This is a genomic window from Afipia felis ATCC 53690 (assembly GCF_000314735.2).
Lineage (GTDB): Bacteria > Pseudomonadota > Alphaproteobacteria > Rhizobiales > Xanthobacteraceae > Afipia > Afipia felis.
On record NZ_KB375270.1, the window covers coordinates 1,146,387 to 1,159,399 of the forward strand.

The 13,013-nt window shown below is 63.1% G+C and carries 11 protein-coding genes; 5 read left to right on the top strand and 6 right to left on the bottom strand.

What is annotated here, in order from left to right:
- Positions 1-157: 157 nt before the first annotated feature.
- Together HMPREF9697_RS05450 and HMPREF9697_RS05455 are read left to right on the top strand one after the other, a co-directional pair.
- Positions 158-616 (top strand): YaiI/YqxD family protein, encoded by a 459-nt coding sequence (locus HMPREF9697_RS05450; RefSeq protein WP_002716165.1) that lies wholly within the window; start codon positions 158-160, stop codon positions 614-616.
- A 5-nt stretch (positions 617-621) separates the two neighbouring features.
- Positions 622-2,433, top strand: a complete 1,812-nt coding sequence (locus tag HMPREF9697_RS05455; protein ID WP_002716166.1) for an ABC-F family ATP-binding cassette domain-containing protein — start codon at positions 622-624, stop codon at positions 2,431-2,433.
- Between the two features lie 6 nt (positions 2,434-2,439).
- Here HMPREF9697_RS05455 and HMPREF9697_RS05460 read toward each other — a convergent pair whose 3' ends face one another.
- Both HMPREF9697_RS05460 and HMPREF9697_RS05465 read right to left on the bottom strand, forming a co-directional pair.
- Complete coding sequence (locus tag HMPREF9697_RS05460) at positions 2,440-3,639, bottom strand: MFS transporter (RefSeq protein WP_002716167.1); 1,200 nt, start codon at positions 3,637-3,639, stop codon at positions 2,440-2,442.
- Between the two features lie 177 nt (positions 3,640-3,816).
- Entirely contained in the window at positions 3,817-4,713 is an 897-nt protein-coding gene (locus HMPREF9697_RS05465; RefSeq protein ID WP_002716168.1) for a LysR family transcriptional regulator, read from the bottom strand.
- A gap of 95 nt (positions 4,714-4,808) precedes the next feature.
- Here HMPREF9697_RS05465 and HMPREF9697_RS05470 point away from each other — a divergent pair, with 95 nt between their 5' ends.
- A complete protein-coding gene (locus HMPREF9697_RS05470; RefSeq protein ID WP_002716169.1) occupies positions 4,809-6,026 on the top strand; it encodes an MFS transporter in 1,218 nt (405 codons plus the stop codon).
- Positions 6,027-6,103: 77 nt separating this feature from the next.
- Here HMPREF9697_RS05470 and HMPREF9697_RS05475 read toward each other — a convergent pair whose 3' ends face one another.
- The 4 genes from HMPREF9697_RS05475 to HMPREF9697_RS05490 form a co-directional block, all read right to left on the bottom strand.
- Entirely contained in the window at positions 6,104-7,303 is a 1,200-nt protein-coding gene (locus HMPREF9697_RS05475) for an ABC transporter substrate-binding protein (protein WP_002716170.1), read from the bottom strand.
- Positions 7,304-7,417: 114 nt separating this feature from the next.
- Positions 7,418-8,641 (bottom strand): TIGR03862 family flavoprotein, encoded by a 1,224-nt coding sequence (locus HMPREF9697_RS05480; protein WP_002716171.1) that lies wholly within the window; start codon positions 8,639-8,641, stop codon positions 7,418-7,420.
- 14 nt (positions 8,642-8,655) lie between these two features.
- The gene (mmsB, locus tag HMPREF9697_RS05485; RefSeq protein ID WP_002716172.1) at positions 8,656-9,543 is read right to left on the bottom strand and encodes a 3-hydroxyisobutyrate dehydrogenase; all 888 of its coding nucleotides are present in this window, start codon (positions 9,541-9,543) and stop codon (positions 8,656-8,658) included.
- Between the two features lie 93 nt (positions 9,544-9,636).
- The gene (locus HMPREF9697_RS05490) at positions 9,637-10,263 is read right to left on the bottom strand and encodes a TetR/AcrR family transcriptional regulator (protein WP_002716173.1); all 627 of its coding nucleotides are present in this window, start codon (positions 10,261-10,263) and stop codon (positions 9,637-9,639) included.
- 135 nt (positions 10,264-10,398) lie between these two features.
- On the opposite strand from HMPREF9697_RS05490, the gene HMPREF9697_RS05495 reads away from it, so the two are divergent.
- Entirely contained in the window at positions 10,399-11,682 is a 1,284-nt protein-coding gene (locus HMPREF9697_RS05495) for an MFS transporter (RefSeq protein ID WP_002716174.1), read from the top strand.
- A gap of 36 nt (positions 11,683-11,718) precedes the next feature.
- Positions 11,719-12,981 carry a beta-ketoacyl-ACP synthase II gene (fabF, locus tag HMPREF9697_RS05500; RefSeq protein ID WP_002716175.1) on the top strand — a complete coding sequence of 421 codons (1,263 nt, stop codon included), beginning with the start codon at positions 11,719-11,721 and terminating at the stop codon, positions 12,979-12,981.
- Positions 12,982-13,013 lie beyond the last annotated feature (32 nt).

Sequence of the window (13,013 nt, forward strand, 5' to 3'; positions counted from 1 at the left end):
ATACCTGTTCGTTACCAAATGTATCAGCGCAGGCGTCGCGTGCAACCCATCCTGTTCCCGCATCGCCGAAATGCTTAGGAACAGAGCCAGCTTTCACGACTGCGCGAGCCGTGATATCGCAACGCAAAACATAAAGCACCCGCGAACGATCGAATTAATGCGAATCTATATCGATGCCGATGCCTGTCCCGTGAAGGACGAAATCTACCGTGTCGCCGCGCGCCATCGCTGGCCCGTCAGCGTCGTCGCGGGAAATTTCATTCGCGTGCCGGACGATCCGATGATCGAACGCGTTGCCGCCGGCGCCGGCATGGATGCCGCCGACGACTGGATCGCCGCGCGCGCAACGAAAGACGATATCGTCATCACCGCCGACATCCCGCTCGCCGACCGTTGCGTCAAGGCGGGCGCGTCCGTCATCGCACCGAACGGCAAGCCGTTTACGGAGGAGTCGATCGGCATGACGCTGGCCGTCCGCAACCTGATGACGGATCTGCGCGCCAGCGGCGAAATCACCGGCGGCCCGCGCGGCTTCTCGCCGAAGGATCGCTCGGCTTTTCTTTCGGCACTCGATCAGGCCATCCGCCGCATCCAGCGCGCGCAAACAGCAGACTGAAACACATGGCCCCCCTCATCCAGCTCAAGGATATCGCCCTCACCTTCGGCGGCACGCCGCTTCTGACAGGCGTGGAGCTTGCCGTCGAAGCGGGCGACCGCGTCTGCCTGATCGGCCGCAACGGCTCGGGCAAATCCACGCTGCTCAAGATCGTCGCGGGACTGATCGAGCCGGACCGCGGCACACGTTTCGTGCAACCCGGCGCAACGGTCCGCTACCTGCCGCAAGAGCCGGATTTCTCCGGCGCAGCGACGACACTGGCTTATGTCGAAGCCGGATTGAACCCCGGCGACGATTCTTATCAGGCGCGTTACCTGCTCGAGCAACTCGGGCTCACCGGCAATGAAGACCCGGCAAACCTTTCCGGCGGCGAAGCGCGGCGTACGGCGCTGGCCCGCGTTCTGGCACCTTCGCCCGATATCCTGCTGCTGGATGAGCCGACCAACCACCTCGACCTCACCACCATCGAATGGCTGGAAGGCGAACTCGCCTCGCGCCGCAGCGCGCTTGTCATCATCAGCCACGACCGCCGCTTCCTCGCCAACCTGTCGCGCGCGACCGTCTGGCTCGACCGCGGCGAGACGCGCCGCATCGAAAAGGGCTTCGACGCCTTCGAGGCGTGGCGCGACGACGTGCTGGCGGAAGAAGAACGCGAGCAGCACAAGCTCGACCGCAAGATCGTCATGGAGGAACACTGGCTGCGCTACGGCGTCTCCGGCCGTCGCAAGCGCAACGTCAAACGTCTCGGCAACCTGCATGCGCTGCGCCAGCAGCGGCGCGATTATCGCGGCGCGACGGGCAAGGCCACGCTTGCGGCCGCCGAATCCGATGCATCGGGCAAGCTCGTGATCGAGGCGAAGCACATCGCGAAGTCGTTCGGCGAGCGCGCCATCGTCAGCGATTTCTCCACCCGCATCGCGCGCGGCGATCGGCTCGGCATCGTCGGCCCCAACGGCGCAGGTAAGACGACGCTCATCAATCTTCTCACGGGCACCGAGCCGCCGGATTCCGGCACCGTCCGTCTCGGCGCCAACCTTGAGATGGCGACGCTCGACCAGCACCGTGAAAGCCTCGATCCGAAAACGACGCTGTCCGATGCGCTCACCGGGGGACGCGGCGACAGCATCATGGTCGGCGGCAAGCCGAAGCACGTCGTCGGCTACATGAAGGACTTCCTGTTCAGCCAGGAACAGATACGCACGCCGCTCGAAGCGCTCTCCGGCGGCGAACGCGGCCGCCTGATGCTGGCGCGTGCGCTCGCGAAGCCCTCGAACCTTCTGGTGCTCGACGAGCCGACCAACGATCTCGATCTCGAAACGCTGGACGTGCTGGAAGACATGCTCGGCGATTACGAAGGCACGGTCGTGCTCATCAGCCACGACCGCGATTTTCTCGACCGCGTTGTGACCTCAGTGATTGCACCTGAAGGTCAGGGCCGCTGGATCGAATATGCCGGCGGCTACAGCGACATGCTGGCGCAACGCGGCAGCGACCTGAAAGAGAAAGCGGTTAAAGGCACACCTGCTCCGGCAAAGGCCGCGAAGGAATCCTCTCCTTCTTCTGCCGCGCCTGCTCCAAAACGCCGCCTCAGTTTCAAGGACAAGCACGCGCTGGAGACGCTGCCGAAAACGATGGCGAAGCTGCAAGCCGAGATTGCCAAGCTGCAGACCCAGTTGGACGATCCGACACTCTACACGCGCGACCGCAAGGCTTTCGATGCTGCTTCTGCGGCCATGGCCAAGGCTCATGCCGATCTGACGACGGCCGAGGAGCAATGGCTGGAATTGGAAATCCTGCGCGAGGAAATCGAAAGCTAAACCGGATCAGGCCTCGTCCCCGAGAGCGGGCCGCAACGCGAGGATCAGCGGCACGATAACCAACGCCGTCGCGGCCGCTGCGAGAACGCCGATAGTCCGGCTCGAATGGTCCGCGATCAGGCCGTAGATAATCGGCGCAAAGCCGCTGCACGCGCTCACGGCCGTGTAGAACATCGCGAAGGCGTGCCCGGTGTTCCCCTTGGGGGCAAGAGCGGGCACGCTGCCATACAGAATGGACGACGTTCCGTTCAGCACGATCCCCAGAAACGGCAGCAACACCAGCATGGGAACGAGCGGCACGAACAGCGTTGCTACAATCAGCAACGCTGTGGCGGTCTCTGTCGCGATGACACCACCAACGACACCAAAGCGCTGCGCAACCCAGTTGCAGGTCGCCTTACCGAAGGCGCCACCGACGAAGACCAGCGCCAGAGCAACGCCGACAATGGTCAGCGATCCGCCCTCGCCATGAACAAGAAAAGGAAGAAACAGCAGATAACCCATGCGGACCGCGGTATCGAGCCCGCCGATGCACATCAGGAGATTGAAGCCGGATCGCTCCCGCCCGTGTCCGGCAACAGCCTGCGGCATGGCATGGTTCACCGAGCGCGACGGCAACAACAGCAAAAGTGCGATCGCAACAGCGATGCCCAGCAGCGCCGACAATCCGACGACGGAGCGCCACGCCAGCACCGGCAACAACACAGCGACGAGCGCGGGCAACGTCGCCTTCCCGAGGTCGCCCGCGAAGTTGTAGATTCCGAGCGGCCCGCGGGCATCCTTCTGATAGCTGTCGGTGACAAGCAGCGACGCGCGCGGATGCTGGATGCTCGATCCTATGCCCGCAACCAGCAGGCCCACGCATAATCCCGGCAAGCCAAGCGGCAACACGGCGATCATAAAGCCGAGCGCCGCGACGAGTGTCGCTCCGGCCAGCGCCACCCTCGGTGTGAGATGCGCGGCCAGCTTGTTGCCCGGCACCTGAAAGCCGCTCATCATCCCGTAATAAAGCGCGCGCACCGTGGCCAGACCGGCGTAGGACAGACCGAATTCGGCCTGCCACACCGGCAACAACGCATAGAGCTGGTCGGTGTAGCCATCATGCAGCATGTGCGCGAGGCATGCCGAGAACAGGTTTCGGCGCTTTTGAGGAAGTTCGAGCTGAGGTGCAGGCGGGGCTGAATCGTCCAGGCTGGTCGTCGACATGCGCGCAGATTCCTTTGCGCTCATACTAGACCAGCAATCCTTTTATGACAGTCCTGTGACATCTCGGCATACCCGCGCCAAATGCATAAGTACGATACTTTCCTGCCTTTGCTGATTTCCGGTGCTGCAACTGCAGCAGCCCTCACGATTCACGTCCGGCCCGATCCTCCGAAGCGTTCAGCGTATCTCGCGAAGCTCCAGACTGAGCGCGTCGCGAAAGGCCTTGATCGGAAGTGCCAGACGACCGGCCGGTGGACGATGGACGACCCATGCCCTTACAGCAGGCTCGAAGTCCTGCACCTTGACGATTTTCAGCTTGCCGCGAAATGGACTTCGCTTCAAAGCGGCAGGCGTTGCCAATCCAATGCCCATGCCGCGCGCGACAAGCGACAACCGAAGCTCGGGGTCGAGCGCCTCCACGGCAATCTGAAACGGCAGATGCGCCGCATCAAAGCGCCGCTTGAGTGCCCGGCGAAATCCGCAGCCATCATGATTGATGACCCATGGCAAACGCGACAGGTCCGGCAGGCCGATGGTCTTCGATATCTTCAACTCGCGAGCGACCACGAAAATGACAGCATGCGTTCCGAGATCGTCGCATGCCAGTTCTTCCGGGGGCGCGACCCCATCAGGCAAACAGATGGCAGCAGCGTCGAGTTCGTTGCGGCCAACCCGCTCCGTCTGGTCCGACGACCAGCCGGAAATGACCCGCAGAGTGAGCGAAGGAAACTGCGCACGCAGCATGTCGAGCGGCACGCTCAATCCCGCCTCTGATAGATAGGGCGTAATGCCCAAGCGGAATTCACCACGCACGACACCATCGGTCGCCACGCCGGACTTCAGATCATCCAGTGTCCGAAGCACCAGCCGCCCCTGCTCGTAGGCTTCGCGCCCGGCGGCAGTCGGCTTCAGCGGCTTCGACTGACGGTCGAGCAACTCCACGCCGAGAACCGTCTCGAGGTTCTGCACACGTCGTGTGACCCCTGGCTGGGTGAGGTTAAGACGCGCGGAAGCCCCGACGATCGAGCCTGTTTCAACCACGGCGATGAAGGCGGCGAGATCGTTGGTATTCATGCTACTTTCGCATATTGATTATCATGACAATTCAATTGTTGCATATTGTAGCGAGCAGTTAAAGAGGCCTCCTTCGTCGATGTGAGACCTCCCTCATGACATTGCTTCAGACTGCTGCACCGCCCGAGCCCTGCCGATCCGTGCCCCGTTCCTTCATTCGGCTGGGGGCCCTTGCAACGGGCGTCATCGTCACCAACCTCTCAGCGCCGCAAATTCTGGTCGGATTGATCGGCCCTTCCCTCCACATGAGCACCACGCAAGCCAGCATGGTCAGCACGCTGACGCTCCTCGGCTATGCGGCTGGATTGTTTCTGCTGGTCCCCCTCAGCGACATTTTTGAAAACCGGCGCCTGATCACGCTGACGCTTTGCTGCACGGTCGCCGCTGCCGCCTGCACCGCTCTGGCACCGACACCGGTGCTTCTGCTGCTCTCCGTGTTCGTGCTTGGCGCTTTCTGTTCCGCGATCCAGATGCTGGTGCCTCTCATAGCCGCCATGACACATCCGGCCGAACGCGGCCGTGTCATCGGAGATGTGATGGGCGGGCTGATGGTCGGGATCATGCTCTCCCGCCCACTCGCAAGCTTCATCGCGGATATCTGGGACTGGCGCGGCTTTTATGCGGCGTCCGCCATCGCAATTGCGCTTCTCGCCACTGCACTCACGCGCCGGCTTCCATCGCTGCAACCGAGAGCAGACATTACCTACCCGCGCCTGCTGGGATCGTTCTGGACGCTGTGGCGTGACGAACCAGTTTTGCGGGTGCGTTCATGGACCGCCGCCCTCGCGATGGCGTCGTTCTCTGCCTACTGGGCTGCGGTTGCGTTGCGGCTTTCGGCCGCTCCGTTCAACCTCAGCCCGCGAGGTCTTGCCATCTTCGCGCTGGTCGGCGCGGCCGGTGCAATCGCGACACCGCTTGCGGGGCGGATGGGAGACCGTGGCTGGACGCGATGGGGGCTGTGCGTCTCGCATATTCTTATCATCGCTGCGCTGGGCCTGTGCGCGTGGGCCGAGTTCGCCTCCTCGCGAACGATGGCTCTCGCAATCCAGGGCTTTGGCGCCATCCTTCTCGATATCGGTTTCACCGGTGACCAGATCCTTGGCCGCCGCGCCGTCAATCTCCTGCAGCCCGAAGCGCGAGGCCGCATCAACGGACTCTATGTCGGTCTCTTCTTCATCGGCGGTGGCATCGGAGCAGCTGCTGCGGGCTTCGCATGGACGTACGGAGGATGGGGCGCAGTCTGCCTGATTGCGGGCAGCTTTGGATTTATTGCCCTGATGACAGATGCGATGACTTCGACCGGAACGTCATAGCCGCAAAAAACAACCGCGCCTCGATTGTCATCGAAGCGCGGTTGCCAAGATCAAAACCGACCCTGTGGCGGATCAGGTTACTTGGTCAGCGGGCAGCCGCTTTCCTTCGCGGTCGGATACGCCTTATCGCCCGGTACGGTAGCGACCACATTATAATAATCCCACGGCTTCTTGCTTTCCGAAGGCTTCTTGACCTCGAACAGATAGAGGTCGGTTACCATGCGGCCGTTGGCCAGAACCTTGCCGTGCGCGGTGAAAGCATCATCCACCGGCATTTCCTTCAGCTTCTTGGTGACGGCCTCGGTATCCTTGGTGCCGGCAGCCTTCACTGCCTTCAGATACGACGTCACCGCCGAATAGGTACCAGCCTGAACCATGTTGGGCATGCGGCCGGTCTTCTTGAAGAAGCGGTTGCCGAAGTCGCGCGACCTGTCGTCACGATCCCAGTAATAGCTCTCGGTTAGCTGCAGGCCCTGCGCGGCCTGGAGGCCGAGGCCATGCACTTCGGCCAGCGTGAACAGCAGCGCGGCAAGCTTCTGGCCACCCTGAACGATGCCGAATTCCGACGCCTGCTTGATGGCGTTCGAGGTATCGAGACCGGCGTTGGCAAGGCCGATGACCTTCGCCTTCGAGCTCTGCGCCTGCAGCAGGAAGGACGAGAAGTCCGACGTGTTCAGCGGGTGACGCACCGCGCCGAGCACCTTGCCACCCTTCTCCTTCACGATCGCGGCGGTGTCCTGTTCCAGCGAATAGCCGAACTGATAATCGGCGGTCAGGAAGAACCAGGTGTTGCCGCCTGCTTCCGTCAAGGCACCGCCGGTGCCGACGGCAAGAGCGTGGGTGTCATAGGCCCAGTGGAAACCGTAAGGCGAGCACAGATCGCCAGTGATGCGCGACGATCCCGCGCCGACCACCATGTCGATCTTCTTTTCCTGCTTCGCCAGTTCCTGCACGGCGAGCGCCACCGACGAGGTCGTCAGTTCGGTAATCATGTCGACGTGCTCGACGTCGAACCAGCGGCGCGCAATGCTGACGCCGAGGTCGGGCTTGTTCTGGTGGTCCGCGTCAACCAGCTCGATCTTCTGGCCGAGCACGGAGCCGCCGAAATCCTCGATCGCCATGCGCGCGGCTTCGACGGACCACTTGCCGCCGAAGTCGGCATAGACGCCGGACTGGTCGTTCAGAACGCCAATCTTGACGCCCTCGGCGGCGAACGCCGGCCCCGCCGCACCAAGAAGAGCCAGAGCCGAGATTGCCGACAGATATTTGGACTTCATGTTTCACTCCCGATTATCGTTATTTTGCAACGCGAAATAGATGAACGAGACGGTGGTTCCACGACAGCCTAGCGGTTTTATGCGACACCGCCATAGTTCTATCGTTCGAAATTCTTAACGGCCCAATCGCCCCAGCACGCCCCGGCCCGCCGCCACCCCGGTCGCAAAAGATGCCTGAAGGAGGTACCCGCCGGTCGGGGCTTCCCAGTCCAGCATCTCACCCGCCATGAAGACATCGGGCCGCCGGCGCAGGCCGAAATCGGGGTTGATATCCGCAAAGGAGACGCCGCCCGCGGTCGAAATCGCCCGCGCCAGCGAAGCGGCTCCTTCGATCCGGACCGGAAGCGCGCGGACCAGATCGGCAAGCTCGTCCGGCGTCATAGCGGCAAGCCTCGTGTCGCGATGAAATGCGGCTTCATGCAGAAGCCCGATCGCGGGCGGCGGCAGGGTCAGCGCCTTGCGCAGAAACGTCGCGATGGACTGCTTGCCGCTCGGCCGGGACAAGCGTGTGGCAATATCTGGCGAAGCGAGATCGGGACGCAGATCGATGGTGAGGATGGCGTGCCCTCTTGCGGCGACGCCCTCGCGCAACACAGCCGAGAGCGCATAGATGCCACCACCCTCGATGCCGTCCTTCGTGACGACCATTTCGCCGCGCGATGTATGCCCGTCGAAACCGAGCACCACATTCTTGAGCGGCTGGCCTTCGAAGCGCTCGCGAAACGAGTCGCTCCACGCGACATGGAAACCGCAATTGGCCGGCTTCAGATCGCTAACCGCGATGCCTTGCGACGAGAGAAGGTCCTGCCAGCTTCCGTCCGATCCCAGCCTCGGCCAGCTCGCGCCACCGAGCGCGAGGATCGTCGCACGCGGTGCGATGACATGCGGCCCCTGCGGCGTCTCAAAACGCAGGGCACCGTTCTCGTCCCATCCGAGCCACCGATGCCGCAGCGCCAATCGCACGCCGAGGTTATCCAGCCGCGCCAGCCATGCGCGCAGCAATGGCGACGCCTTGAACGCCTTGGGAAAGACCCGTCCGCTCGAGCCGATGAAGGTGTCCTGCCCGAGCCCGTGCGCCCATTCGCGCAGCGCCTGCGGCGGAAACGCTTCGATCGCCTTACGCAGAAGCGGCGGCGCGTCGCCATAGCGCGTGAGGAAAATGTCGAGCGGCTCGCTGTGGGTGAGATTGAGCCCGCCGCGCCCGGCCATCAGGAATTTGCGCGCGACCGACGGCATCCGGTCATAGATAATGACCGACGCGCCCGCAGCCGCGACCGTTTCGGCCGCGATCAGACCGGCCGGACCGGCTCCGATAATGGCGACATCCGGCGCGCTCACGACATCAAACTGCTTTATCCCTTCGACTGCTGCCTGAGATGCGCGATGATGCCGGAAAAGTCCACCATGCCATGACCGGCGTCCGAGAAAGCCTGATAGAGCGCCTGCGCATGCGCGCCGAGCGGCGTGGCCGCCCCGGTTGCATGAGCGGCCTCCTGCGACAACCGCAGATCCTTCAGCATCAGCGCCGTCGCGAAACCCGGCTTGTAGTCATTATTGGCCGGTGATGCTGGCACCGGACCCGGTACCGGACAATAACTCGTCAGCGACCAGCACTGTCCCGAGGAGGTCGAGGCGACATCGAACAACGCCTGATGCGTCAGCCCGAGCTTCTCGCCGAGCGTGAACGCCTCGCACACGCCGATCATCGAGATGCCGAGGATCATGTTGTTGCAGATCTTCGCCGCCTGCCCCGCGCCAGCTTCACCGCAATGGATGATCTTGGCGCCCATCTTTTCGAGGACCGGCTTCGCCGCGGCGAACGCCTTGGAGTCGCCGCCCGCCATGAAAGTGAGTGTCGCGTTCTTCGCGCCGTTGGTGCCGCCGGACACCGGCGCATCGATCGAGCGCAGGCCCGCTGTGGCCGCGAGTTCATGCGCCTCTCCCGCGCTCGCGACATCGATGGTCGAGCAGTCGACGATCAGGGTGCCCTGCGCAAGCAAGGGTACGATCTCGCTCCAGACATCGAGCACATGCCGGCCTGCCGGCAGCATGGTGATAACGGTCTCGGCTTCCTGCACCGCATCCGCAACACTGGAGGCGATGGCGATCCCGTCCTTCGCTGCCGCCTGTTTGGAGGATTCGGCCAGATCGAAGCCGCGAACGGCAAATCCCGCCTTCACCAGATTGGCGGCCATCGGGCCGCCCATGTTGCCGAGACCGATAAAAGCAATCCGCGTCATGACCAACTCCGTCTGGTGACCGTAAAAACAATTTAGCGTCCGAACGGAGCGGTCGCGATATTCAACCTAAGAACGAGAGGCGCAGCGTCCCCTTTATCGGGACACCTTTTCTCGCACGGATTTCGCGGCGGGACGTTTGGCACGTGGCTCTCTTCCAGAGAGTGCCTTCTTCCGCCCAGCCTTCAAAATATCCACTGCCAGTTCCTTGTCACTGGCTGCACGGGCCAGCAAAAGGCTTCCCACCATGGTCGCGATGGTGCCGATCGCCTGCTCGCGCGCCATTCCGGGCGCACAACCGGTTTGCGAGGCCACGACATCGATCGCCGCCTCAAGCTTTTCAGTGAAAATGCGCCGCGTTTTTGTGTTGGAACGGGCAAGCTCGGCACCCAGCGCCGGTAACACACAACCGCTCGCGACATCATCGATGTGCTCGCGTGTCAGATAGCCGTTGACGATGGCGGCCAGCCCCTCGCCTGCAGGCGCTTTCTCCGCTCGCGCCTTCCAGCGCTGTGCGATGCCGTCCAGTGCATGACGGAAGGATTCCTCGATCAGCGCATCGCGCGACTTGAAATGCGCGTAGAAGCCGCCGTGAGTAAGACCCGCCTCCTCCATCAGGTCCGCGATGGCGATGCCACCGGAACCGCTTTCCTTCAGGCGCGTGACAGCCCCCTCAAGAATCTTTTCATGGGTCGCAGCTTTGTGATCCCGTGCGTAGCGCATCGCCTGTCCTTTATATGTCACACATCATATAATACAAAATAGACCATCGCGCAAAGCGATTGCGATTTGCTTTCCGTGATATGATCGGTGCCATATGACAATCTCTTTCCTCTTCTCTGCTTCCCAGGACACACCATGATTTCCAACTGGCTTTCGGCGCGCCTCGCCTCCCGCGACATCCATTACGGATGGGCCGTCGTGGCCGCGACGTTCCTGACCACACTCTCGAGCGCCGCCTCGATCAGTGCGCCCGGCGTGTTCATTGTGCCACTGGAGCAGGAATTCCACTGGAGCAACGCCGAAATCTCCAGCGCGCTGTCGATCCGCCTGTTGCTGTACGGGCTGGTGGCGCCGTTCGCCGCTGCCTTCATCAACCGCTATGGCATGCGCAACGTCGTGGTCTGCGCGATGACGACGATCATCGCGGGTCTCGTACTCTCGCTGTTCATGACGGAAGTCTGGCAGCTGATCCTGCTGTGGGGCTTCGTCGTCGGCCTCGGCACGGGCATGACCGCATTGGTGCTCGGCGCGACAGTCGCCGCGCGCTGGTTCGTCGCGCGACGCGGGCTCGTCGTCGGCCTGTTCGCCGCGAGCACGGCCACCGGCCAGCTTGTGTTCCTGCCGGTGATGGCGAAGCTCACCGAACTCTATAGCTGGCGCGCCGCCACCCTTGCGCTGTGCGCGCTGATGGCGCTTGCCGCTGTCATGGTGTTGCTGGTCGTGCGCGACCGGCCGTCCGATCTCGCGCTGCGCCCGTTCGGCGACGACGGCACCACGCCTGTGGCTCCGCCCGCGCCTGCGAATGCGCCGATCACCTCCGCCGCTCTCGGCGCGCTGAAGGAGGCTTCAACAAGCCGCGTCTTCTGGGTGCTGTTCTTCACCTTCTATATTTGCGGCGCCAGCACCAACGGTTTGATTCAGACGCACTTCATCACGCTGTGCGCCGACTACGCCATTCCCGCGACCGGGGCAGCGACGCTGCTGGCGATGATGGGCATCTTCGATTTCGTCGGCACCATCATGTCCGGTTGGCTGTCGGACCGTTACGACAACCGGTGGCTGCTGTTCTGGTATTACGGCCTGCGCGGACTCTCGCTGGTGATGCTGCCGTTCACCGATTTCACCTTTTATGGCCTGTCGGTATTCGCACTATTCTATGGCCTCGACTGGGTCGCCACCGTGCCCCCGACCGTTCGCCTCTCGGCCTCGACCTTCGGAGCGGAGCGCACCAATCTGGTGTTCGGCTGGATTTTCGCCGGTCACCAGATCGGCGCGGCCTCGGTGGCGCTGGGCGCCGGATTGTCGCGAACCTACCTCGCAAGCTATTTACCCGCGTTCTTCACAGCCGGGCTCCTGTGCCTGATTGCCTCGCTGGCCGTCCTGTCGATCCGTCGTGACAAACGCCCCGCAGTCGCCTAGGTCTGTACCGACAGATTTCTCCGGCAAGGCAGGACGATGCGACGGATTGTTGTTACGGGTATGGGCGCTGTATCCCCGCTGGGATGCGGCGTGGAGGCCAATTGGTCGCGGCTGATCGCCGGAAAATCGGGTATCCGACGCCTATCCGAGGAGGCTTCCGCCGATCTGCCCTGCAAGGTGGCAGGTCTCGTCCCGGACATGGCCCAGGATCCGGAAGCAGGGTTTGACCCGAGTCGTGCCGCTCCCGTCAAAGACCAGAAGAAGATGGACCGCTTCATCCTGTTCGCGCTGCTTGCGGCGGAGGAAGCGGTGGCGCAGGCGAACTGGCATCCGGCTGCGGAAAAGGACAAAGAGCGCACTGCCACCATCATCGGATCCGGCGTCGGCGGCTTCCCTGCCATCGCGGATTCCGTGCGGCTCGCGGATTCACGCGGCGTGCGGCGGCTGTCGCCTTTCACCGTCCCCTCCTTTCTCGTCAATCTCGCCGCCGGTCAGGTGTCGATCAAGCACGGCTTCAAGGGCGCGCTCGGTGCGCCGGTCACGGCCTGTGCAGCGGGCGTGCAGGCGATCGGCGATGCCGCGCGGATCATTCGTGCGGGCGAAGCCGACATCGCACTGGCAGGCGGCGCGGAAGCCTGCGTCGAGCGCACCGCGCTCGGCGGCTTTGCGGCGGCCCGTGCGCTCTCTTCCGGGTTCAACGACACGCGGGAGCGCGCATCGCGTCCGTTCGACAAGGCGCGCGATGGGTTCGTGATGGGCGAAGGCGCAGGTCTTCTCGTGATCGAGGAACTGGAGCATGCGCTCGCACGCGGCGCCAAGCCAATCGCCGAGCTCATCGGCTACGGCACCAGTGCGGATGCCTATCACATGACGTCGGGGCCCGAAGACGGCGACGGCGCGCGCCGCGCGGTCGTGCAGGCGCTGCAGCAGGCTGGTCTTGAGCCGTCGCAGATCCAGTATCTCAACGCGCATGCCACTTCGACGCCTGTCGGCGATCTCGGCGAACTCGCCGCGATCAAATCGGTGTTCGGCACAAACAACGGTGTCGCGGTGAGTTCGACAAAATCCGCGACCGGCCATCTGCTCGGCGCCGCCGGCGGTCTCGAGGCAATCTACTCGGTGCTGTCGTTACGCGAGCAGCTTGCGCCCGCGACGCTGAATCTCGACGATCCCGACGATGCCGCGGAAGGCGTCGATCTCATCCGCGGGCAGGCCCGCAAGATGAAGATCGATCACGTGTTGTCGAACGGGTTCGGCTTCGGCGGCGTCAACGCCAGCGTGATCTTCCGCAAAATCTGAGAGCTCGCAGGCCGCATGCCATCCAGCATGCG

Coding starts and splice junctions, on each gene's coding strand:
- HMPREF9697_RS05450 (WP_002716165.1), top strand. CDS start 158: ATGCGAATCTATATCGATGCCGATGCCTGTCCCGTGAAGGACGAAATC.
- HMPREF9697_RS05455 (WP_002716166.1), top strand. CDS start 622: ATGGCCCCCCTCATCCAGCTCAAGGATATCGCCCTCACCTTCGGCGGC.
- HMPREF9697_RS05460 (WP_002716167.1), bottom strand. CDS start 3,639: ATGTCGACGACCAGCCTGGACGATTCAGCCCCGCCTGCACCTCAGCTC.
- HMPREF9697_RS05465 (WP_002716168.1), bottom strand. CDS start 4,713: ATGAATACCAACGATCTCGCCGCCTTCATCGCCGTGGTTGAAACAGGC.
- HMPREF9697_RS05470 (WP_002716169.1), top strand. CDS start 4,809: ATGACATTGCTTCAGACTGCTGCACCGCCCGAGCCCTGCCGATCCGTG.
- HMPREF9697_RS05475 (WP_002716170.1), bottom strand. CDS start 7,303: ATGAAGTCCAAATATCTGTCGGCAATCTCGGCTCTGGCTCTTCTTGGT.
- mmsB (WP_002716172.1), bottom strand. CDS start 9,543: ATGACGCGGATTGCTTTTATCGGTCTCGGCAACATGGGCGGCCCGATG.
- HMPREF9697_RS05490 (WP_002716173.1), bottom strand. CDS start 10,263: ATGCGCTACGCACGGGATCACAAAGCTGCGACCCATGAAAAGATTCTT.
- HMPREF9697_RS05495 (WP_002716174.1), top strand. CDS start 10,399: ATGATTTCCAACTGGCTTTCGGCGCGCCTCGCCTCCCGCGACATCCAT.
- fabF (WP_002716175.1), top strand. CDS start 11,719: ATGCGACGGATTGTTGTTACGGGTATGGGCGCTGTATCCCCGCTGGGA.